Here is a 22,907-nt window from a genome sequence, read left to right as displayed (position 1 = left end):
ATCAGGACCCAAGTTCAAGTTCCCTTAAGAATATGGCGGAAGATACGGTGTCACCCAGTCCCACTGTGGATACCGGCTGGCTGCATAGCCTGGTTGGAACAGCACATACCGAGTAGTTACGATACTCGGCAATAACACCGTTCTCCCTGTACACCAGAGGGATCTCCTTTTCCAGTCCTGCTATCTGCATCCTGCCATGACCGCTCTCCTCTATCTCGGAGGAGACTGCCACCAGCGTATTCCTGTCTGCGAGCTTCCCCGTACATGCAAATGCTGCAGCGCACCTGATACCGAATTGCAGAGCCTCGAAGGTTTTCAGTGATGAAGGGACCGGCGTCCTGGATACCGAGATAACGAACTCCCTTGTATGCACCAGTATCCTCCCGATGTTGAACAGATCGCACAGGGATGCAGCGGTCCTGATGACGGACATTGCGTCCATATCAAGTATTCCGGAACTGCTGACCTTATATATATCTGCAAGTGTGGTAAGCTCATCCTCGTTCAGGCCGATACTGTCAGCAATGGGAGCAAGGCCTGAAAATACGTCCGAAGCTATGTTCACAGAAGCGAAATGGCCCAGCTCCGCATGGATCTGCAGTTTGCTGTTGTCTGCCTTCCATGAGCTTAACTGGTCCAGGGACCTGCGAAGCTTATCCGCATACCCGCTGCCGTCCGGATAGACCTCGCGGAGCAGGTGGTAACCCGCTATCAAAGCCCCTTCCATATCCCTGATATTATCCCGGGCATAACGGCTGAAGTGCTCATCTGCATACAGTTCAAAGTTGAGGAGGTCGTAGGTGGCAATGAACCTGTTCTCCCTCGGCACTCTTATCTCCTTCCCGCCAAGGATGAAGGTATCCCCTTTCCTGAAATCGAACACGAAATGTATCAGTTCGGGGGCAGACACCGATGAATCACCTTCAGATAAATGCGAGCTCTTTTTCATATTTCCCTCATACGGGATGAAGATAGCCCTGTCAGAGAAGAAAGACATCTGTAGCGGAGAAGGATTGGGAACGTTAGGTATGACTCTGGATGCTCCCAGTTCCGAGAGTACATTCGCCATAATACCCATATTGCCACCCATGCGCAGGAAAGAGCCATCGAGGAAGTTCGACCTGAGCCACTGGTAGACTCCCTTGTCCAGAATCATCCATTCGGCCCCTGTACCATGCTGCATGCAGGAGAAGAGTCCGGCAAAGAAGTCAGGTATCGAGGATATGGAGCCTGGGAGGCACTTCAGTCCTGCAGCTATCTCTTCCTCATAGTCACTGGCAACCAGGCTTATCTGCGGACCCTCCACTTTATAGATGGCATCTATGTTCGCATTGTATGCACAGAGGATGTTCATGCCTGCTCCGCGCATTTTTCGCCTTTGTCTTTTATCTTGGTGAGCAAGGCCACAAAGGCACCCGCGGAAATTGCGTCCCCTATTCCCACGGTACCTGCGGGCTTGTCTACGACCTTTGTAGGTACGATCACCAGGCTGTGCCCCATTGCATTGACGCATCCGTCCTCGAACTCTTCCAGGGAGCACACTCCCTTGCGTACAAGATACTCAGCCAGGCTGGCAAGATCCTCATGACCCTTTGTGTAGACAGGCACCTTCAGACCTTCTTTTGTGTCGCCGATGCTGTTGATATGCCCCACAGAGGCCTGGGTGGCTGCCAGTACCGAAGCGAACAGCAGCGCATCGCGGTGGCCGTCCACATCCACGGGATGGTCCGGGGAAACAAGACTGATATAGTGACCCAGGGAATGGATATTGACCACCTGCAGCTGCAAATCCCTGAGCAGCCTGACAGCTCCTTCGTATAGGGCTATCACGCTTCTTTCGTCCTTGCTCATGACAGCAAATGCCAGTTCTTCGTAGCCGAGCACGTTGAGCGCATTGGCAACTTCCACGGTATCGAGGCCAAGGGATGTGGCATGCTCTTTGACTATCTCTGTAAGGATCGCCTTGCGGATGACCTTGTTCTGTATGGATGTGAACTCGACATGGATCTGCATCCTGGGATTACATTCCTTCAGCCTGCAGATGACATTGACAGACTTCTCCACATAATCGTGGTAGGTAGTTCCGTCCTCATACTCCTCCCTGATCATCTGATAGCCTGCAAGCAGGGCCCCGTCTATTTTCTTCCTTATGTAAGGAAGGCTCTCATAGAGCTCTTTGCTCATATCGATGTGCAGCCATTGGGGCCGGGATGATATTATCAGGCGGTTATCTCTGGGAACTGTGAAGCATTCCCCTGAGCAGCAAACCCTGGTGCCCCTGGAGAATTCCAGTATCCAGTTCACCTTTGGCTTCAGGTTCTTATCGTATATTTCCTTCGGGTGCTTCAGGACAAGCTGACCGTTCTCCACTGCCGGATGCACAAGATTGGGAGATTCGACAAAGTACTCCGCCTGCTCCTTTGACAGCCAGGGCACATAGGTGATGACATTCTGCACACCCAGATTTGCCAGCAGGTTGGACATAATACCCGCCTGCCCGCCCATGCGAGCCCGGTCGAACCCGAGATTGTCCGTCAGCCACTCATGAATATCGGTATCATATGTCGGCACTTCCGCAGCCTTCCCGTCACGCATGGATATCACCAGCCTGGCCATAAGCTCCACAGGATCCTTTATCTCACGGGGATACTGCACGACCTGCTCCTGGATGGCGCTGCACCCGAGAAGGTCAACGAGCTTGCTCACTTCTTCTTCCCTGACATGCTTGATGGCATCTATATTGCTGTTATAGGCCACAAACACCCCGCGGACATCCTTTAAAGAACGGGTTATATCTAAATAGGCAGCTTCGTAATGCTTTTCCCAATCCTGTATCTCCATGCATCTCACCCAATGAATAGAAGTTATGTAAGGAATTCATATATAAGGATTGGATGGGGAACCTATCCTGTTTAACTCTGCAACGTAAAGGACTGAAAAAAGAGAATGAAACATGGATTGCTCCCTAAAAGACCTAGGAACAATTTATATAATCAATCCGCTGGCCTTACTCACATAACCATACTCAAGATCGCAGTCCCTGGCAGTAAAATGACCGGCCTCACAAAAGGCCGGTCGTCTCATCCATGCTGAGCATGATGTTCATGTTCTGGATAGCCGCACCCGAGGCGCCTTTCCAGAGATTGTCCAGGCGGGATAGCACCTGTATCTGTTCCTCGTTGCCGTAAATGTAGAGGTCCAGGTAATTGGTGTCATTGCTTCCCTGCACGTCAAAGGCATTCTCCACCAGATCCTTTGTCTCATCAACCACATGAATGCGGATGAATATGGAATCCCCATAATACTTCTGATAGAGCTCATGCAGGCCCTGCTTAGTCAGGGGTTTTTCCAGATCCTTCACGGACAGGGGCAGTGTGACTGCCAGTCCCCTCGGATAGTTGGAGACCACAGGCATGAATATGGGTTTGACGTTCAGGCCTGAGTGGGCCATGATCTCGGGCACATGCTTGTGATTCAGGCCAAGGGCATACTGCCGTGGTGCCTTGTAGGCCCGCTCTGTCGTGGTCTCATAGGTCTCGATCATCTTCTTCCCGCCACCGGTGTATCCGGTGATGGAGAACAAGGGGACTGCGGTTTCCCTGGAAATGATACCTTCCTGCACCAGCGGATATAGGGCAACTATAGACGCCGTTGCATGGCAGCCGGGATTGGAGACTCGGCTCGCTCCGGCCACCCTGACACGGTGTGCGATAGAAAGCTCGGGCAGGCCGTAAGCCCATGCCTCGTTCACGCGGTTGGCCGTGGATGCATCGATGATCTTCGTATTAGGGTTTGTGATCAGACCCACTGCCTCTGCTACGGCTTCGTCCGGCAGGCAGAGGAACACCAGGTCTGCCTCGTTGAGCAGCTTCTTCCTCAGTTCTTTGTCGTGGCGCTTTTCATAGGGGATCTCCAGGATCTCCACTTCCGGATGATCCGCCAGACGCTCGTTCACCAGCAGGCCTGTAGTCCCGTGCTGGCCGTCCACATATATCTTGTACATCGTTTCCTCAACAGATCAGGTCGTATAATCCGCGTTGATCCTTACGTAATCGTAGGTCAGGTCGCAGCCCCAGGCCGTTGCGCTCTCGTGCCCCATGCCAAGGTCGGTAATAATGCAGACTTCGTCGTTGCCCATGATGGACTTGAGCCTGGACAGGGTCTCCTCGTCGTTGCGGAGGACCTTGCCGCTCCTTACAAGCTCGACGACCTCGCTGCCGGCTGAGAACGACAGGGAGATCTTCGTCTGGTCCATGTTGGCACCGGAATAGCCGGCTGCAACTACAATACGGCCCCAGTTGGGGTCCTTGCCGAAGATGGCGGACTTCACCAGAGGGGAGCGGACTATGGATTTGGCAACCAGGCGGGCATCCTCTATCGTGGCGGCGCCTGTGACCTTTGATTCGATCAGCTTGGTGGCGCCTTCGCCATCGACGGCTATCATCTTGGCAAGCTCGGTCAGCACAAGATCAAGGCCTGACTGGAAGTCCGCGATCCCGGGACTGATGCCAGAGCTTCCGGTAGCTGTCAGCAGCGCCATATCGTTGCAGCTGGTGTCTCCATCCACAACAACCATGTTGAAGCTCTTGTCCACAGCAGTAGTGAGGCATGACTGCAGCTCCTTTGACGGGATCTGTGCATCGGTGTAGATGAAGGCAAGCATTGTACCCATGTTGGGTTCGATCATTCCCGAACCCTTGGCAATGCCTCCTATACGTATACCGGATTCCATCTCAATGGCAATCTCCTTAGGGATTGTGTCGGTGGTCATGATAGCACGAGCCGCCCTCATGCTGGCTGCCGCATCCTTGCCCATGGAGTCCATTGCCTCCTGGAGATGGGAGCTGATCCAGTCGGTATCGAGCTTGCGTCCCACAACACCGGTTGATGATACGCCTATAAGCTCCTCGTCAACTCCCAGCTTCCTTGCCAGCAGAGAAGCCATGGTCCTTGCATCGGCCATTCCCTGCTCGCCAGTAAAAGCATTGGCATTGCCACTATTCACGATAACGCCTGAAAGCCTGCCGGTCTTTGCCAGGCGCTCCCTTGTGAGCATGAGAGGAGCTGCAATGACCTTATTCCTTGTAAATACTCCTGCAGCACTTCCTTCTGCCTGTATGACCGCAATTCCCATCTTTCCGGGTTTGATGCCGCCGGCACGCACGCCCTTTACCGCACAAATACCGCCCTCAATGAATTTCATATGATTCCCTTCTTATAACTTGCCAAGTCCGCGGATAATGTCACCGCGGGTAACAATACCTACCAGCAGGCCGCCTTCGACGACAGGAAGCCTGTTTATCTTGTGCTTTGTGATGATAGTGGATGCCTTCTCTATGGAATCTTCCGGGGAGACAGTGTACACTTTCTTGTTCATTATTTCCTCCACGGGTTTTGAACCCACGTCGTCGAGCATGCGCTTTGTCTCCTCCCAGTTGATCAGCTCCCGGATAGGAACCTCAAACACCTCGAAGGGGCTGGGAAGCCAGAGTCCGCTGCGGTCCGGGATCTCGAGCAGCCTGAGCAGGTCACCCTCAGACACAATGCCAACGACCTTGCCATCATCCACGACAGGAAGCCCGCTTATGTTGTTCTGCTTGAGCAGGCGTGCAACATCCCCAATGGTATCCTCAGGGCTGCATACTACGACATCCGGATTCATCACATCTCTAACTTTCATGGACATATCTATTGCTTAATTCTATTTCAGCATTGCCAGCCTGCAGCTAAACGTGTGCTTCCAGTTGTTGTAAAAACAGGGTTAGGATGGTCGAGTGAGCCATCCCCGGTACCACTTAGCTAACGTTATGACTCATATAAAACCGAACAGTTGCGAAACTTCCATTACCACGTTTGCAACAGTATACTTGACAGTGTTTACAAGGCCGACCGGCTCAATCACAATCTCTCCATTGTCCTTTGCTGCAATAAACTCATCCAGTGGGTCCTGTGAATTAATAATAGTTCTTGCTGTAGCTTCGTTTACACCTACAACCATGGTTGCATTAAACTCCGTGTCCTTGTCAACTTCTTCAAATGCAGTAATATAGGAATCTTCGGTCACTACTTTTATGTACCTCTCATCCCCTTCGTCAGTAACTATAACCAGCTGGATAACCTCCTCTCCCAGGAGGGCTTTCAGGTAAGAAGGCACATATCCGGCATTCTGGTTATATTCATCAACCTTGTTTCCAAGATCACTGACTATGTCGGCACTTGCCACCGGAACAAAAAGCGCAAGCATCAACATTAATGCAACTAATATCCTTTTCATCCACTTCCTCCGTTTGAAACACATAATTTTAACTGCAAGACTCTGCGAAAACTAGCATAAATAATATCAACTGAACAGGACCAACAAGCATCTCAATGCCATTTCTGCATTCCAATAACTGTTCTCTCTTATCCTGGTTCAATTGCGAACGTTTTTACAGGCAGTTACGTGTTCTTTTGAACACTTCTTAGTATAGATATGTAGTAATTGCAGTTATATCTTTTGCAATCTAATTAAATATATAAATAAGTAAATGTAAATAATTGCAATCATCAAGCTTTTTTACCTTTTCTTTTGAAATAGCACAACATGCCCTTCTCAGAATGAAGAAAACACACATATAAATGGCGTGTACTTAACAGTCGCATGAAATTACAGAAAGGATTATATTCTTTTCTAACTTTAGTCCAAGAATGAACGAGGCGACCAAATGAAAACCTTCCACAAAATAGGAATTGGAGTTTTACTTCTGGTAATCGTTTCTGTCAGCCTGCTGTCAAGTAAGGAGGAGGAAACAAGTCAGCAGACGCTTGTTTTTGCATCTTGAATGCTGTTTCAGATTCTGTTGACATTGGGAAGGATAAAAATAAGTTAATATCCACTTGCAGGTGAAATAGTGGTTTCCTTAAAACCGACAAACGAAATAATGAGCCTTAAAGGCAGAAGAATAAAATTATACATGGTTATTTTCGTGGTATTATTTATTGTGTCATGCATTGTATCTTCTGCCGAGGAACTGCAAGATAACATAAGTAAAGACACTGCTCAGTTGCAGATGGAGACTCTGGGAACGGAGCTGGGCGAGGAAGGCATGCAAGAAGTTGATGATTACTTAGAATTGCAGGCTTCTTTGCCGGATGCTTTGAAAGCATCGCCTTATAGTTATATTGCATTTGCTGCAACAGATAAAGAGAGTCAGACTGCCTATATGACTGCAATCGATGAATCTGATCTTGAAGCCGGGAAGAAGGCAAAATTAAAAGCTGATTTACAGGATATCTGGAACAGGTATCCGAATGGTTTTGTGGTCACAGATAATCTGGTACTACAGGAGGTAGACAGGATCATGGCAGAACGCTTTATTGCAAGTGAAAATGCATCAGCAGGCGAAAATGGGGACTCTGCATCTCAATGCACTTGAGCCTGAGATTGAAATACACCTGCCATAGGAAGTACCTTCATTCTTAAATGGATGCACAATGCAGCGATGATCATTCAGGCCAATGGACCGCGGGCCTCGCTCTCTGTGGCAGACATAGAAATGGAGATGTTGACTGCTCATCATTTCTCTGAAAGTGCAGAGTGCTCCGTCTTTACTTTATAAAACAATTCCTCATGCGCAACCATCTTGACCATGATGTCCCGACGCACCAAAGAAGAGAACATTTTCTCGACATTTGGGTGGAGAACTGGCATACAAATGAATAACCTTTGACCTCAAACATGAATCAACATACTCCTTATCAATCGACAACATTTCCTATGCATCTGGTTTTGATACTCGGCATCTCCCAAGTTCAGCGATGCGCTTTCAAAGGTCAGCAGGTATGAAATCAAAATTAGGTGTCCAAAATAGGAGATATCGGCATCAAGAACCTCAATCATCCTTACCAGAGACACCACATTTTCGGTTATCCGTTCTCCGATAGGCGTTAGCTCACAAACACCTTTACAATAAATGATCAGGTGTTTTTCTTCCAGTATCCAGATCTGAGGAAGTAATGCGGGCTTGGTAGTATTAAGTGATGTGGATGTCTTCTCAAAAACGATAGGCTCCTCTAAACTGTTGCCAATCCATACCCGTACACTGAATCCTTTCCCGAATTTCCCAGATCAACTGCACTCGAACAAAGCAGATTTCTTAATTCCTGTGAACTCAAAGAGGGGTTCTCACTTTTGACCAGGGCAGCAATTCCGCTTACAAAAGGTGTTGCCATCGAAGTCCCGGATTCGGTAGCATAGCCTCCACTAAGGTACGTAGAATAGATATCAACCCCTGGAGCAGCCAGTTCCACTTCATTCCCTTCAGAGCTCCACAACGGCGCAACGCCAGTGTGATCTATAGCGGAAACTGCAATGGCGGAATCAAATTTTGCAGGATATTCAACATTATCCGAGGCCAGATCACCATCTCCGCTATTGCCAGCCGCAGAGACTAAAAGAGCATCAGAACTGTATGCATAGTCACAAGCCTCTTCAAGTGCCTGTGAATAGGAAGTCGTACCAATACTCATGGATATGATGTCCATATCATTAGCAACGGCCCACTCAATGCCTTCTATCACGTCGGATATCCGTCCATTGCCATTGCTGCCCAGGACCTTGACAGCATACAATTCAGAATCATATGCCACACCAACAACCCCTACTGAATTATTACAGGCACCGATTATGCCGGCAACATGTGTACCATGGCCATTATCATCATCCCATTTGTTGTTGTAGGTATCGCCTACTAAATTGACACCTCCAGCAACTCTCAGGTCGGGGTGCTTCTTACTGATCCCGGTATCCAATACTGCAACCCTGATCCCATACCCTGTGGAATTGGTCCAGGCACTTGGTGCATTTACTACAGAAACGCCCCAGTCAATAACTTGGGAAGATTGAACATTATTCTTTTCAACGCTGACAAGGACATCATCCTCAATATAGCGAATTTTCTTTTCACAAGCCAATTCATCTATAGTCGACTCCGATATATCTGCGGAAAAAACATTGATTTCTTTGTGAAGAGTATAATTCGAAATGTTATGTTTTTCGAGAATCGCAGAGTCAAAGTTTCCATTGTATCCTACGATAACTGGTTTTGCATCCACAGCTAATGAAAATGATACTACTATCATTACTGCGAGAAGTATTGTTTTAATAGTCATGCTTTCTAATCTCCAGAGCAATCCAAAACCCAGGACGATATCACCATACTGTCTGGATTTCGGCTACATTTCTTCACGCAGCAATAGAAAAAAAATATTAATAGCGTATAAAAACTTTATGGCCCTTTTCTTGAACTGAATCAGTCGATGAACTACTCACAAAGCCATCATCATTTCTAATCCAGATATAATAGTCCTAGTTATACGCTAAGGAGAAAATATTTATATATGTAACCTGTTTCCTTAAGTGAATCCCAAAATTTTTGTGCATCATTTACATTTTCCACGCATTGATTCAACATAAGTTGAGGGTGATACTATCAAAACCTTTTACAGAATAGTCACAGGCATTCTAACAGTGCTGGTATTGCTCTATATAGTCTTCCCTTTCGTTCTTGTTGGCTCACCAACTTCGTTCTTTACAATCTGGAACCGGGATGTTGTATCCCATGAAGTGACGATTCAAATTTTTGATTCGAACGATAGATCTTTGCTCAGGGAACAATACACTGTCGAACCAGATGAAAGCATATCAAAAGAAAAACCCTTTTCAATGATTTTCAAAGCACTATTTAAGGGAACGTTAGATGATTATGTTGTAGTGGCAACACTTGATAATAATAGCTCCACTTCCTATAAGATTGGTTATCAGCTATGGAATACACCGGAGATAGAAATCAGTGATAATCAAATTTTTATCGGTGAGATATCAGTGTGAATACTCACCGCAGTACTTTCTCAACGTAATGATTCCGAATGGATAGTAATACAATGATTACGGGTAAATCTACTTGAATCAGTAGCAATGACTTCGATTCTCTCCATGTGAGTATTTCTATTTCGTCAACAGTCCATCGGCTATCTACCTCGTAGATGGTCCGTCGGATGTCTACTTCATAGACGTCCTATCAAAGAAAACGTTCTTCCCCTTCACGCTCAGCGGCAGCGCCATAGCCACATCCGCATCCATCATCTCAAAATAACATGCCGCTGCACCTGCACTGTACATGATCCTGTTATCAATGCAAAGGTCCTTTGCCTTAGATGCCGCGCAGCCCACTGCGATCCCAAGGTCCAGGTACTTGATCATGCAGTGAGGGCCGGTAAATTCCTTTTTGACCTTTTTGGCCTCAAGCATGCCTTTACATGTCTCGAAGCCGCATGCTCCGCAATCAAGACCTGCTGCACCTGAAGATTTTAGCCCGATGAGAACAACGGCATCGGAATCCCTGATGTTCTTGGCATCACGCAGCAGGAACTTCAGGCCCTTGATGTCGCTCAGCTCTTCCATCCTGTTTGCAAGCTCTTCCTGGTCATCATGGTCTAGGAGGCAGGTCACAATATCATCGATACCTTTGCCCTTTGGTGCGGTCCTTGCAGCTACAAGGATGGCCTTTGCAAGCGAATCCAGGATTTCGATCTCGGCGTTGACTTTCATGGAGAAGGGAAGGAGATATTACTATTTATGGGCTCTGCAGAAATCATCGTTATCCGGACTAAATAAGGATAGCAATGGTCAGAAATGCATTTCAAGAATGTATTATATTTGCCACTCAATTCTTTTTGGAAAAAAGTGATCACATACTCAAATCAAAGCCTTTATAATACGATTTTAGATCATTCTTTTTACTCTGCACGGATTTCCAACTGCAACTGAATTATCAGGTATATCCTTAGTAACTACGCTTCCTGCACCGATAGTCACATTATTGCCAATCCTTACACCCGGGCATATTATTGTTCCTCCACCGATCCAGGTGTTATCCCCAATACTAATTGGTTTAGCAAATTCTTTACCAGTAAGCCTTTCTTCTGGGTCGACAGGGTGACTGGCAGTATATATCTGTACATTCGGAGCTAAAAGTACGTTCTTTCCAATGCTAACTTTATTTACATCAAGGATTATGCAGCCATAGTTTGCATAGAAGTTCTCACCAACTTCGATATTGTACCCATAATCACAATTAAAGGGCACTTCGATGTGAAAAGAACCTTTCGCAACAATCAATTGTTTTAATATTTCTTCTCTCAGCTCTTTCTCAGCTGGTCTTGTGTGATTGAGCTCAAAGATCAGGTTTCTTACAGAATTTCTTTCCTTTACCAATTCTTCATCTTCAGGACAGTATAATTCGCCTGCTAACATTTTCTCCTTTTCGCTCCTCATAACGATCCTCCTTGATCTTGTTTAGTACCGGGCCTATCACCTTCCTTTGCCAATATCAAGTAACACTTTTGGGGCTTATCCTTTTAAAAAGGACATGCGGTTTTAGCAGAAAATGGCTTTATACAGAGCCCTGATTATGCATTCTTTTTATCTGAGCCCGGAAATCCTTGCCGGTTACAGGCTTATGGGTGTTTGGCCCTGCTGCATTCTCTTCTCAAAGCCGATGCCCTCCTTCTCAAGGACAGCACGTATAGAGTTCTCGACTATCACGATGAGCTTGTCCTTGGGCACAAGTGTCACCGCTGAGAGGAACCTGAGATGCTGCTCGCCATCCCCTGCCTCATCCAGTATTTCCACGAAGGGCTCACCATGTGACGATGTGAGGTTTGCCTTGATGAGACCCTCCCTGAACTTCAGGGTCATCTTCACATGGCCGATGAACTCCGGGTTGATCTTCTGAAGCTCGGACTTTATCGAGGACAGCAGATGTACCAGCATGGTAGTGACCCTGTCTGCATGCAGGTTATCAGCATGCAGGATATATTCTCCCGAATAGCTCCCGACACCTGACAGCTCTATGGAATTCAGGTCGGCACCCATATGTTCAGCCTGGCTCTCACCCGTAAGCAGGTCCATGAACATGTGGAACTTATCGTCCATTCTCCTAGCGGACATCTCTATGACCAGAGCATCCGGGTTAAGCTGCATTACGGTCCTGGTGACCGAGGCCACGGTCTCCATATCCACCAGATCGATCTTGTTGATGCAGACAATCTCTGACTCCTTGATCTGGTTGGCTATGAAGGTCGGGACCTGGCTTATCTCCATGTTGATCCTGCTGGCATCCACCAGGGATACTACGGGAGCAAAGGAAACATCCCCAACATCCATCAGCTCTATGTGCTCCTTTATCTGCATGGGGAAGGCTATGCCCGTGGGCTCTATTATAACGGTATCAGGATTGTACTCTTCTACAAGGGTCTGCAGGGTATATTCCATGCTGATGCGCAGGGAGCAGCAGATACAGCCGCTGGTGAGTTCCTTTGTCACCAGCCCGCCACCTGATATTGTCTCGCCGTCAACACCCACTTCACCTATCTCGTTGACGATTATCGCTATCTTGTGACCTTTCTCCACGAGATGCTTACCAAGATTCCGCAGGGCTGTTGTCTTCCCGCTTCCTAGGAAGCCACCGATGATTATCACTTTCATTTCTGTCACCTCTCCTTGTATAAAACAAGAATTGCAGGAAGATGTATATGGATTTTGGTTAGCGGGACCTTGGTGATCATGCTTTTTTCAAAGGCAGAAGCACATGGAAAGTGCTTCCCTTCCCCTCTTCGCTCTCAGCCCAGATCTTTCCCTTATGGTCTTCCACTATCATCTTACAGATATACAGGCCGAGGCCTGTTCCGCCGTACCTTCTCCTGATGGAGGAATCCACCTGGTAGAAGCGCCCGAAGAGATTGGGCAACTTGTCTTCCGGAATACCGATACCCGAATCACTTACACGGATGTGAAGTTGGTCCTCTTCAACCAAAGCGCTTATCTCCACACTTCCTCTCTGGGGAGTGAACTTGATCGCGTTGTCAAGAAGGTTCACCATTACATCGACAAGCTTGTCCCTGTCTGCCCAGATGACAGGCAGGTCTTCAGCTACATCCTTTTTAATGGTGATGTCCTTCTTTTCAGCCTGCAGGGCAAGATCCTGTATGGAGTTTTCTATAACCGAGACTATTGATACATCGGAAAAGGAGTATGTGAGACTTCCCGCCTGCGCTCTGCTGATATATAATAGGGAATCCACCAGTTTCCTGAGCCTCTCGGAATTACGTATCACGGTATCCACTGCCTTTTTCTGCTGCCCGTTCACCGCACCGAGGGTTCCGTCGGATATGAGCTGGCTGTAACCCTGGATGGAAGTAAGAGGTGTTTTGAACTCATGGCTCACATTGGACAGGAATTCGTCCTTCATCCTGTCCAATGATTTCAGTTCTTCATTAGCCGCAGATAGCTCAAGGTTTGCCTTGTACAGTTGCCTGTTGACCTGGGCAAGCTCACCTGCATATCTGCGCAGCGTATCACCAACTTTCTTCTGCTCGATTATCTGCCACATGCCTTCCATGAGCAGGGTCAACTGCCTGACATCAGCCTGGTCGTAATCGCTGCTCTTATTGCCAACACCCGCAACCCCAACGACTTTATCACCATCAAGAATCGGGACACTCATATAGCGCTTCATTTTGATGTGGCCGTGAGGATAACCCTTTTTTAGGGGATTGGACGCCGTATAGTCATTTATAATGAGAGGCCGTTTCTGGCGGACAGACTCACCCCAGAGGCCGGTGGATTCGAGCAGGTAATCAAATTTCTTTTCATCCACATTGCAGTCTATCATTACATTCCTTGACCATGAGTAGATTGTAAGTACACTTCCCTCCTCGTTGAGGAAGGCCAGATATCCCATTTTGCTCTGAGTGAGCCTTACGGCCTCCTCCTGTACAAAATCCGCTATTTCCTTGAGGGATTTATTTGTTATCTGATTGAGCTTCAGCAGTGTTTCAAGCCTGGACTCATCCAGGCGGAATGCCTCTTCAGCCTTCTTACGTCCCGAAATATCCTCAAATATGCCGATGCCACCCAGGAACTTGCCATCGTCTGAGATATTCGGGCTGAAGTGACCTTTTATGGCTACCGTTATGCCGCTGACTGCCGTATGGTACTCTCCCTCAAAGTGCCCGGTTTTCCTTGAAAGCACGGCATCAACCGCTTTTTTCATGTTTCCGTCCTTTACGGTCGTTACCATGTTAAAACCGATAATGTCCTCCTTTTTCTGAAGTCCTATGATCTCCAGGTACTTCTCGTTGCAATGGGTAATGATACCGTTCTCATCAAAATGGAATATTCCCAGGGGTGAGTTCTCAAATATCAGGTGATATTTCTTCTCAGCTTCCAGGGCAGCTTCCTCGGCTTTTTTCCGGTCATTGATGTCAATTATTATGCCCTGGTAATAAGAGGGAGCTCCTTTCTCATCCCTTATCAGGTATGATCTTTCAGTCACCCAGCGTGCCTCTCCTGACCTAGTCAGCAGGCGATATTCCTTTGAAAAATATGTCCTCCCTTCGAACTCAAGCTGTGAGACATCCTTTCGTACCATATCACGGTCGTCCGGATGCACAATATCCTCATATCTCAGGTGCCCGGAAGTCAGAAATTCTGGGGTGTATCCGAACTGACTTATGTTCTCGGAAACAAATTCCACAGGCCAGCCCTCTTCCGCCCTCCAGAGGACAGCGACCACCGGGCTTTTCCTGTAGATGTCTTCCAGCTTTTCCAGGGAGCGAAGCCTGTCCCGAAGTAAGCTGTGAGTGATGTTCTGCTCAAAAACCTTACCAATAGTACCCATCATTCCCTTATACTTACCGTACTCGTCGACCAATGGAAGCAGGACGCCACTGTGGTAGATGAACTGACCGTCAGGTTTGATGAAGGGAAAAACGTCATAGCTTTTTGACTGCAGGTTTTCTTTTGCTATCTGGAAAAGGTCAACAAAACCGAGTTCTTCATTGTTCAGCTGCCTCGGTATGAACTTTACCAGCTTCTTTCCCAGCACATCGGCCCTTGAAAGGCCGGATATTGATTCCATGCCTTTGTTAAAATATACTATATTATCGTTCCTGTCAACAGCCCACACTCCAGTCCAGATATTTTCAAGCATATCATCCGGGAAACGGTTCTCTTTAAGGAAGGGCCTGCAGTAGGAGGAACTCTGGAGCAGTGTCCATTTGTCACCTCTCCTGATCACTGTGCCATCGTGCATGCCTATTATATCCAGTATTTCCTGTCCCGTCCTTGCATCCTTGAGAAAGGCGAACAGGGCCACGATACGTTTACCGCGTATTGCATCCATGCCTTCTTTGAGATAACCTGTAAAGGCGTGCCATGCCTCTTCCCCGGCTATTGTGAACTTGTCCACGATACGCAGACCTTCATAGCCTGCATTCATAGACTCGCTATAGAATGAATGCCACATATCGGGAATACTTCCCAGGAAGGGACCCTTTCCCGAAAAGTAGCATTCCGTACAGGAAGTGATTATCAGCTGTCCGCTCTTAAGATATCTTACGACATCCACGCCCCTCTGACTGAGAGACTCCCTTGCGCGGTCAGCATCGATAGGGCCCGAGACTGCCCACACACAGCGTTCATTGTTCTGCAGGCCCGCCTCGAGGAATACCGCTACTATGCTCGTGAATTCCTCCGTGGTATCGTACAGAAGAGAGAAATAGCTTCCCTGAAGCATATCACGTACAAAGTCTATATCCGAACTCACTGTCGCAACGATGCTATAACCCCGCAGATCCTTACTACACCAACATTATTTGCCTCTTATATGTATTTAAGTGCTTCACAGGCATTCATAGAAAAAGACCCAGTGTTTCATTCTTGACCATAAATTTAAATATTCTTAAGTGGTACTATTTTCAGTAAATACTGAAAATGACATATTTTCAAACATACTGGGTGATAATATGATTGATGAGGACCTTGCAAAGAGAAAACATGAATGGCTGAGCAAGATGGAGAAAGATGGAAGAATGAAGACCAATCCCACTGAAGACCATGCTATTGGACTTCGGACAATGCAAAATCCGGTGCGAAGGAAGATACTCAAACTGTTGTATAGGGGTTCTCTTAGCTTGGAAGATATAGGAGATAAACTGGGCCTTAACAATTCAATGGCAAAATTCCACGTTGAAATGCTGGAAAACGCACTTTATGTGGACAAAGTTGAGGTCAGTGAACGGGTAATGTATCAGATATCCCTAAGAGGCGAAGGTTTTCTTGAGAACGTAGAGGAAATGAAATTATGAACAAACAACAAAAAGCCGATAATATCGACAGAAAGATCGGCTTTTCGTCCATGAAAAAAGCCATTATGGAAGACGGAGCGATTGACAGGAGAACAAAGAAACTGCTTGCAGTGGCAAGTGCTGTTGCCGTCGGCTGTGATACATGTTTTTCCACCCAGAAAAAATATGCAAGGAATGCCGGAATTTCGGATGAGGAAATTGATGAAGCAATACTCGTTGCTGCACTCATCAGACTGGGATCTGGACTGAACTACACATAGAAAATAACGGATGAATGACAAGGAAGACTACTTAGGAAAGAAGATAGCGAGGGTGCTGCCTCCTCGCCCGGGAGGGGAAAGGGTCGGAAAAGGGAAATATTTCTTTTTCTACCAGCCTCCCAATTACTATTCTGACTATTTATATTCCGATTTGGATTAACTTTCTGCGAATGCGGAAATTGACAAAATTCACATCCTTTTTTATAGAAAAGCTTATAGGCGCGAAGTCCATGACTAAAATACTATATATACAGCATTCCGGTAATTTTGCTTTGAGGCAGTTCCATGGATAAAAAAATAAAGGAAATAGCAAATATTGCACCTCTGCATCCGGGCGATGAAAGAGGGAACAATCAGAGACACCGATGCCCACTGCTCTCACCTAGAAAAGATGCAAAAAGTGTATCCATGATATCCTCAGACCCGGTAAGCCCGAAAGAAGAATTTATACAAGTCATAACACAGAACTTAAAATCAGAAGGGTTCGATGAAATATCTTCAAGGATTATCGGTGTACTTTTCATAGAACCTGAAGAAATGTCATTTGAAGAGATATGCATCGAAACCGGATATAGCTTATCTGCTGTTAGTACAGCCATGAAGAATCTTTCGCAGTTCCATATCGTAAGAAGATTTCAAAAAACCGGTTCAAAGAAAGCTTTCTTTTTCCTTGACAAAAACCTCACAGCCATTGGTACACAGGCACTGAGAATTAAATACGATAACATAATTCTTCCATCCAAGAAGATACTGCCTAACATCATCGGAAAATATGAGCTTGAAAAATCCGACAAGGCCAAAAGCGAGTTGGAGATAGTCACCCGCTACTATAGGCACATGCTAAAACTCGAATCAATTGTCGAAAATTTCCTTGATACGATGGAAAACATCGCTCTTGATGATAAATGAGAAGATCAGGCTATTCATTTTCACCCCGCTTGGATCAATATTATTAACCATCCCGATAATCTATGTTCTCTCTGAAATGGACGGATGAGATGATGGAAAATAAAAAACAGATATACCTTGCAGGTCCCCTTTTTTCAAAGGCCGAGAGGGATTTTAATTTAAGTCTCAGGGACAGGCTCGTAGAAATGGGATTTGAGGTTTTTCTGCCACAGGTGGACGGGGAGGATAACCTTGAAAACCGCATGCATGAGAAGCAGATGTGCATTTTTGAGAATGATGTCAAAGGAATAGACCAGTCAGACATCGTCCTTGCCGTGCTTGACGGTGGAAGTGACGTTGACTCGGGGACGGCATGGGAAATGGGATACGCTTATGCAAAAGGCAAGAAAGTCCTGGGGCTTAAGACCGATTTCCGAACCTTCGGAGAAGAGGGCATTGTCAACCTCATGATGGAGATGTCGATCGAAGTGCTGGCCAGGGATGTGGAAGAGATAATTAAAGTGCTTGAGGTTTACAGGTAAGTTCAGTCTGGCCGCCTTCCGGCCTTCATTTCTTTTCCTACATTCTTTTTTTGCATTTTTTTATATTAGTTTCCTAAACTCATATTCTGCATTCGCTTTCTACATTATACTCAACCGGTCACTTTAGGTACCGAGGATATGTTATTAAAAGTTGCCAGCGTAGTACATTAAAAGAATTTAGGATCGGAGCCATGCTACAAAGGTTCACCTCCCTGTTTCCTTTATGGGCATTAATGCTCTCTGCTGTTGCACTCCTTTACCCAGAGGTGTTCCTTCCCTGGAGTAACGCTATCCCCCTGCTTCTGGGCATGGTCATGTTCGCCATGGGAATGACACTGTCTATCAAGGATTTCCTGCTGGTGCTCAGAAGGCCCGGAGTGATCCTGCTGGGAACTGTCATGCAGTACACACTGATGCCACTCATCGGTTTCATTATCTCCGTGGCACTGGACCTCTCTCCGGAGCTTACTGCAGGGGTCGTGCTCCTGGGATGCTGCCCGGGGGGTACGGCTTCCAATGTCATCTGTTATCTTGCAAGGGGCGACGTGGCGCTTTCCATCATGCTTACATCAGTATCCACGCTGATAGCCTTTGTAATGACTCCGCTGCTCACATGGCTCTATATAGGCCAGACCATTCCTGTGGATATGTACGGCATGGTCGTCAGCATCCTGCAGATAGTGGTACTGCCGGTCACCCTTGGAATAACCTTCAATACGCTCTTGCATGAGCATATCGACAGGGTCAGGTATGCTTTCCCCGCACTTTCAGTACTCATTATCATATTCATAATAGCGGTCATCATGGCCCTGAACAGGGATACCGTCGTGTCCGCAGGCATACTGGTGATCATCGTTGTGGTAATGCATAACCTGCTTGGGCTTGCAGGCGGTTATGGATTTTCCCGGATTCTGGGCCTGAGCGAGATAGAGGCCAGAACGATAGCCTTCGAGGTAGGGATGCAGAATTCCGGCCTGAGCGTTGCCCTTGCCATAAAGCATTTCTCAGCTGCAGCTGCCCTCCCCGGAGCACTTTTCAGCATATGGCATAATGTCTCGGGATCTTTTCTCGCCTCGTACTGGGCCGGCAAGGGAACATCATTTACTAAAAAAGAAGAGTGACAGGGTCCTGCTACTCCCGTAAGCAGGCCTTCTCACGGATGTCCTTCTCGAATATTTCCCCGTTAGGCTCCCTTTCAGTGAAGATCTGGCCTTCAAAGCAATATACCTCAGCACCCGCCGCCCATGCATCAGGAGGCAGGCCCGCCTTGAGACAGGTGTGGCTCAGGAACTCGACCTCATCCATCTCGTTCTCAGGGGCAACCTGAGGAAGAAGCAGACCCTGCCGATAACCGCTTTTGATGATCAGACCGTGCCTGCCTATCTCTATGGATGATGGAAGATCCTTCGGGGGAACATTCATGCGCCTTGGCTGGGTTAGGACTGTCACCTCCACAGTCACGTTTGTCATCTCGTCGATGCGCACCTGCGGGAACCTGGGGTCCCTGAAACCTGCCGAGATCGCCGAGTCCGTTATTGCGTGCTTCAGGGCTGAGTCAGCATAAGGATGCCCTATGCACCCCCTCAGCTGCCCTTTCTTTGTGAGGGTCACGAATACTCCCCTTGGCTCATTGAATATATCAGGAAGCTGCATCTCCGAACCGTCGATCATCTCACCGGTCCGCAGATAGGTTTCTATGGTGTCCCTGGCCAGCCTTACAGCCGTCCTGCCCTCTTCCTGTGTGAGCAATGCTGCTCTTTCTTCCCTTTCTTCCATTACGATCACTCCCATGTGCTTGCATTTTTGCCCTCTTCAGGCGTATGCATTTGCTGTTACATTCTGTAATTAGCAGTTCATGGGTTATTTCTGTAACGTGCTGCAGCAGTTCTTAAGGCCTCGATGCCCGGCAGGACCATGCCCGCCAGATAATCGATACATGCACCGCCGCCTGTGCTCAGGTGAGAGAAGCGGTCCTCGTACCCAAGGTTCCTTATCTCAGCGGAGATGTGGCCTCCGCCTGCAATGGAATATTCCGAATGCACGGCTGCCTTGATTATCTCATGGGTGCCCAGTGCGAACGGGTCAAGTTCGGAAAGACCGGCCGGGCCATTGAGCACAACCGTCTTTGCATTCCGTATTTCCTTGGAGTAGGCCACTATTGTCTCAAGCCCGATATCATTGATGGGAAGCTGGTCCGAGGGGAGCTCTTCCACCTGGACCTCTATCCTCTTACCGTCATCATTAAGCGCAACATCTATGGGCAGGCCTATCTTGCCATCGAACTTGTCAAGGAGTTTCCTGCCGCGCTCGATCTGATCAAGGTATCCCTGGGATTCTATGAAATCCATGTTTGCCTTGCCTATGTTGACACCTGAGGCTGCGAGCATGACATTGGCAACCACGCCTGTGAGAAGCACGCGGTCAACGCTGCCGTTGCTCAGCACATTATCAGTGACATTGAGGGAGTCGTCCACCTTGGCTCCTCCGAGCACAAAAACGCACGGGCATTCACCTCCCTTGATACCCCGGTCAAGAGAGCTTATCTCTTTCTCCATGACCCTTCCGGCACCGGTAGGGAGAACTTCGGTAAAACCCATGATAGAAAGCTGTGACCTGTGGGATACCGCAAAAGCATCGTTGAGGAAAATATCAATCACCGGAGAAAGCTTTTTGACCATATGGGTCTGGGAGTGCGCCTTTGAGGAGCGTTCCAGGCTTTCCTCGGCATAGAACCTGACGTTCTCAAGTAATATCACATCACCTTTCTTCATGGAAGTGATTCTTGATCTTGCATGCGAGCCGAAGATATCATCCACATATTCAACCTCTTTTCCAAGGTAACGTGACATGCGCTCGGCATGTGGTCTCATCGTGGTGAAATCGCTCTTCCCGGCCCTGCTCTGGTGTGCGAGCAAAACAACCCTTGCATCTTCCAGGTCCCTCAGGGTAGGTATATGGCTCTTTATCCTCATGTCGTCAAGGATGTTATCCTCGGGGTCCATGGGCACATTCAGGTCCACTCTCACCAGGACTGTTTTTCCTTCCATATCAAAATCATCGATAGTAAGATAATCTCTAGCAGTCAAAGTTCCATCACCACAATTAGTAGCCTCTGTCCTCTCCGGCAATATATCCTATGTACGGAGCCTATATACATTATGCTTTTATGTGATATAAATTAGTTAACTACCACATTTTGCTGTAAATGAACAAAGCCGGTTATATCCTTTTCTATTTAGAAGACAGCAGGTCCGGCATTTAAAGATGATGTGTGAATAGGTAAATCCAAAAACTAATATCCCTTGACATTTAATCCAGCCTGGTGATAGTATGAGGATACTGGCAATTTCAGGAAGTCCTAAGAAAGACGGAAATAATGACACGCTCATCAAAAAAGTGTTGGGTATTGCCGAGGAAAGAGGCTTTGAGACCGATGCTGTGCTCATCTCCTCGTCTTCAATAGCTCCATGTACGGCCTGTAACGCATGTGCTAAAGAAAGAGGGCAGTGCCCCATAAGCGATGACATGCAGGCAGTTTACGATAAGTTGGTCTCTGCAGATGGGATAATCGTATCTTCCCCTGTTTACTTCGGAACGATGACATCCCAGCTGAAAGCACTCTTTGACAGGAGCGTGCTTCTCAGGAGACAGGGTTTCCAGCTCAGTAATAAGGTCGGTGCTGCCATGGCTGTCGGAGGTTCCAGGAACGGAGGGCAGGAAAAGACCATACAGTCCATCCACGAGTGGATGCATATCCACGGCATGATAGTTGTAGGGGATGGGGGCCACTTTGGCGGAATACTTCAAAAACCCGCATCTGAAGATGAAGAAGGGATGAAAACGGCAGTTGATACTGTCAACAAGCTGTGTGATGTCCTTGGGATGATGAAGTAGCCTATCAGCCTTTTGATTCAGGTTTCACAGATAAGAAGAATGAAACCTCTTATTTCAGATCTTGATGCCCATACTCTCAGCTATAGCTTCCACATTGACATTGTTTTCCAGCAGGGTGAGTATCCTGTCAAGCTTGACCTGCTGTTTCACGTGAGCGTGACCGATCAGGTGCTCCATCCTTTCGATCGTGCTCATGGTATCCCCCCTCACAAGTACAACGGGAATACCTACAGCTTCTGCGCTTGCAAGGACGGCGCCGCTTGGCTGCATATTTCCTGTCAGGATGATACATTTGACCCTGGCTTCGATGGCCGCCATCTGTATGTCCGCCCTGTCGCCTCCGGTTATCACCGCGCTGTCAGGTGTCCTGCGGAAATACTTTATAGCGGAGCCTGCCTCCATTGCACCCACAAGGTAGTTATCCACAAGCTCTGCAAGCTTGTCAGACCCCACAAGGATATCACCATTGAGACCATCCACAATGTCAGAAATTGGGATGGAGCGGAGGGTCTCATCCTGCGGTATAACACCAAAGATACTGATACCCCTTCTTTCCAGGAAGGGCACTACAAGTTCCTTCACCCTGTCGAGCATGGCAGGCGGCACCTCATTGAGGATAACTCCCGCTAGCATATCCGGGTCACGTATTATCCGCAGGTCGCACAATATGCGGTCAATTGCATATATAGAATCAAAACGGGTTACGAGCAGCATCCGCGTACCAAGCTTTGAGGCGATCTCAGGATCAGAGAGGTCATACATCGCACCGCCTCCGATACCTCCGGTACCTTCGATAATCACAATGTCCTTACCTTCTGATATCCTTGCATATGCCTCACGCAGCCTGCTGTCAAGATTCTTCCTGATCCCGGTCAAGGTGTCGTTGATGAGGCTGTCAGTAAGATATACCGGCGTGATGGACTCACTGGGATCCTGCAGTCCGAGCAGCTTTTTGATGCTTTCCGAATCCTCATCCACAAGGGACCCGTACACATTGATCAGAAGATTTCCGACCGGCTTCATGTATCCGATAACATAGCCTTTGTTCTGGAAGATCTTACCCAGTCCCATGCAGATGGAACTCTTACCTGAATATTCCTCAGATGAACTTACCAATATCGATGCCATGCTTTTG

General features: G+C 47.5%; 22 protein-coding genes. 8 read left to right on the top strand and 14 right to left on the bottom strand.

The features are described from left to right. Nucleotide 1: 1 nt before the first annotated feature. The 6 genes from PV02_RS02370 to PV02_RS02345 form a co-directional block, all read right to left on the bottom strand. Nucleotides 2–1,354, bottom strand: coding sequence for an ADP-dependent glucokinase/phosphofructokinase (locus PV02_RS02370; RefSeq protein ID WP_256621774.1), 1,353 nt, complete (start codon nucleotides 1,352–1,354; stop codon nucleotides 2–4). Continuing rightward, nucleotides 1,351–2,841: an ADP-specific phosphofructokinase gene (pfkC, locus tag PV02_RS02365; protein WP_256621773.1), complete on the bottom strand. Its 1,491-nt coding sequence runs from the start codon at nucleotides 2,839–2,841 to the stop codon at nucleotides 1,351–1,353. The genes PV02_RS02370 and pfkC overlap by 4 nt, the downstream gene beginning before the upstream one ends. 220 nt (nucleotides 2,842–3,061) lie before the next feature. Then, nucleotides 3,062–4,003, bottom strand: a complete 942-nt coding sequence (gene argC, locus PV02_RS02360) for an N-acetyl-gamma-glutamyl-phosphate reductase (protein ID WP_256621772.1) — start codon at nucleotides 4,001–4,003, stop codon at nucleotides 3,062–3,064. Nucleotides 4,004–4,018: 15 nt separating this feature from the next. Further along, nucleotides 4,019–5,203, bottom strand: a complete 1,185-nt coding sequence (gene argJ, locus PV02_RS02355; RefSeq protein WP_256621771.1) for a bifunctional ornithine acetyltransferase/N-acetylglutamate synthase — start codon at nucleotides 5,201–5,203, stop codon at nucleotides 4,019–4,021. A gap of 12 nt (nucleotides 5,204–5,215) precedes the next feature. Continuing rightward, a complete protein-coding gene (locus tag PV02_RS02350; protein WP_256621770.1) occupies nucleotides 5,216–5,680 on the bottom strand; it encodes a CBS domain-containing protein in 465 nt (154 codons plus the stop codon). A gap of 132 nt (nucleotides 5,681–5,812) precedes the next feature. Beyond that, the gene (locus PV02_RS02345) at nucleotides 5,813–6,274 is read right to left on the bottom strand and encodes a hypothetical protein (RefSeq protein WP_256621769.1); all 462 of its coding nucleotides are present in this window, start codon (nucleotides 6,272–6,274) and stop codon (nucleotides 5,813–5,815) included. A 616-nt stretch (nucleotides 6,275–6,890) separates the two neighbouring features. On the opposite strand from PV02_RS02345, the gene PV02_RS02340 reads away from it, so the two are divergent. Then, entirely contained in the window at nucleotides 6,891–7,415 is a 525-nt protein-coding gene (locus PV02_RS02340; RefSeq protein WP_256621768.1) for a hypothetical protein, read from the top strand. Between the two features lie 637 nt (nucleotides 7,416–8,052). Here PV02_RS02340 and PV02_RS02335 read toward each other — a convergent pair. Then, nucleotides 8,053–9,150, bottom strand: coding sequence for a S8 family peptidase (locus tag PV02_RS02335; protein WP_256621767.1), 1,098 nt, complete (start codon nucleotides 9,148–9,150; stop codon nucleotides 8,053–8,055). 358 nt (nucleotides 9,151–9,508) lie between these two features. Here PV02_RS02335 and PV02_RS02330 point away from each other — a divergent pair, with 358 nt between their 5' ends. Then, complete coding sequence (locus PV02_RS02330) at nucleotides 9,509–9,868, top strand: hypothetical protein (protein WP_256621766.1); 360 nt, start codon at nucleotides 9,509–9,511, stop codon at nucleotides 9,866–9,868. A 171-nt stretch (nucleotides 9,869–10,039) separates the two neighbouring features. Here PV02_RS02330 and PV02_RS02325 read toward each other — a convergent pair whose 3' ends face one another. The 4 genes from PV02_RS02325 to PV02_RS02310 form a co-directional block, all read right to left on the bottom strand. Then, nucleotides 10,040–10,588, bottom strand: coding sequence for a ferredoxin domain-containing protein (locus tag PV02_RS02325; RefSeq protein ID WP_256621765.1), 549 nt, complete (start codon nucleotides 10,586–10,588; stop codon nucleotides 10,040–10,042). Between the two features lie 174 nt (nucleotides 10,589–10,762). Then, entirely contained in the window at nucleotides 10,763–11,314 is a 552-nt protein-coding gene (locus PV02_RS02320) for a sugar O-acetyltransferase (RefSeq protein ID WP_256621764.1), read from the bottom strand. 174 nt (nucleotides 11,315–11,488) lie between these two features. Next, nucleotides 11,489–12,526, bottom strand: a complete 1,038-nt coding sequence (locus PV02_RS02315; protein ID WP_256621763.1) for a GTP-binding protein — start codon at nucleotides 12,524–12,526, stop codon at nucleotides 11,489–11,491. A 76-nt stretch (nucleotides 12,527–12,602) separates the two neighbouring features. Then, entirely contained in the window at nucleotides 12,603–15,647 is a 3,045-nt protein-coding gene (locus PV02_RS02310; protein WP_256621762.1) for a PAS domain S-box protein, read from the bottom strand. A gap of 199 nt (nucleotides 15,648–15,846) precedes the next feature. Between PV02_RS02310 and PV02_RS02305 the strand changes: the two genes are divergently transcribed. From PV02_RS02305 to PV02_RS02285, 5 genes are all read left to right on the top strand, one after another. Further along, nucleotides 15,847–16,188, top strand: a complete 342-nt coding sequence (locus tag PV02_RS02305) for a winged helix-turn-helix domain-containing protein (protein ID WP_256621761.1) — start codon at nucleotides 15,847–15,849, stop codon at nucleotides 16,186–16,188. Further along, nucleotides 16,185–16,448, top strand: a complete 264-nt coding sequence (locus PV02_RS02300) for a carboxymuconolactone decarboxylase family protein (RefSeq protein ID WP_256621760.1) — start codon at nucleotides 16,185–16,187, stop codon at nucleotides 16,446–16,448. Before PV02_RS02305 ends, PV02_RS02300 begins: the two co-directional genes overlap by 4 nt. Nucleotides 16,449–16,733: 285 nt before the next feature. Continuing rightward, the gene (locus PV02_RS02295) at nucleotides 16,734–17,357 is read left to right on the top strand and encodes a GbsR/MarR family transcriptional regulator (protein WP_256621759.1); all 624 of its coding nucleotides are present in this window, start codon (nucleotides 16,734–16,736) and stop codon (nucleotides 17,355–17,357) included. Between the two features lie 92 nt (nucleotides 17,358–17,449). Continuing rightward, nucleotides 17,450–17,878: a nucleoside 2-deoxyribosyltransferase gene (locus tag PV02_RS02290; protein ID WP_256622136.1), complete on the top strand. Its 429-nt coding sequence runs from the start codon at nucleotides 17,450–17,452 to the stop codon at nucleotides 17,876–17,878. 233 nt (nucleotides 17,879–18,111) lie between these two features. After that, nucleotides 18,112–18,999, top strand: a complete 888-nt coding sequence (locus PV02_RS02285; RefSeq protein WP_342765617.1) for a bile acid:sodium symporter family protein — start codon at nucleotides 18,112–18,114, stop codon at nucleotides 18,997–18,999. 10 nt (nucleotides 19,000–19,009) lie between these two features. Here the strand turns inward: PV02_RS02285 and PV02_RS02280 are convergent, their stop codons facing one another. Continuing rightward, nucleotides 19,010–19,627 (bottom strand): TIGR00296 family protein, encoded by a 618-nt coding sequence (locus PV02_RS02280; protein ID WP_256622135.1) that lies wholly within the window; start codon nucleotides 19,625–19,627, stop codon nucleotides 19,010–19,012. Between the two features lie 104 nt (nucleotides 19,628–19,731). Next, a complete protein-coding gene (locus PV02_RS02275; RefSeq protein ID WP_256621757.1) occupies nucleotides 19,732–20,964 on the bottom strand; it encodes a phosphoglycerate kinase in 1,233 nt (410 codons plus the stop codon). Between the two features lie 244 nt (nucleotides 20,965–21,208). Here PV02_RS02275 and PV02_RS02270 point away from each other — a divergent pair, with 244 nt between their 5' ends. Next, the gene (locus PV02_RS02270) at nucleotides 21,209–21,772 is read left to right on the top strand and encodes a flavodoxin family protein (protein ID WP_256621756.1); all 564 of its coding nucleotides are present in this window, start codon (nucleotides 21,209–21,211) and stop codon (nucleotides 21,770–21,772) included. Between the two features lie 54 nt (nucleotides 21,773–21,826). Here the strand turns inward: PV02_RS02270 and PV02_RS02265 are convergent, their stop codons facing one another. Then, nucleotides 21,827–22,900, bottom strand: coding sequence for a phosphotransacetylase family protein (locus PV02_RS02265; RefSeq protein WP_256621755.1), 1,074 nt, complete (start codon nucleotides 22,898–22,900; stop codon nucleotides 21,827–21,829). Between the last annotated feature and the right edge of the window lie 7 nt (nucleotides 22,901–22,907).

It is taken from the genome of Methanolobus chelungpuianus (assembly GCF_024500045.1).
Classification (GTDB): domain Archaea; phylum Halobacteriota; class Methanosarcinia; order Methanosarcinales; family Methanosarcinaceae; genus Methanolobus; species Methanolobus chelungpuianus.
Note: the sequence above shows the minus strand (reverse complement) of the source record. Positions and strands in the feature narration are given on the sequence as shown.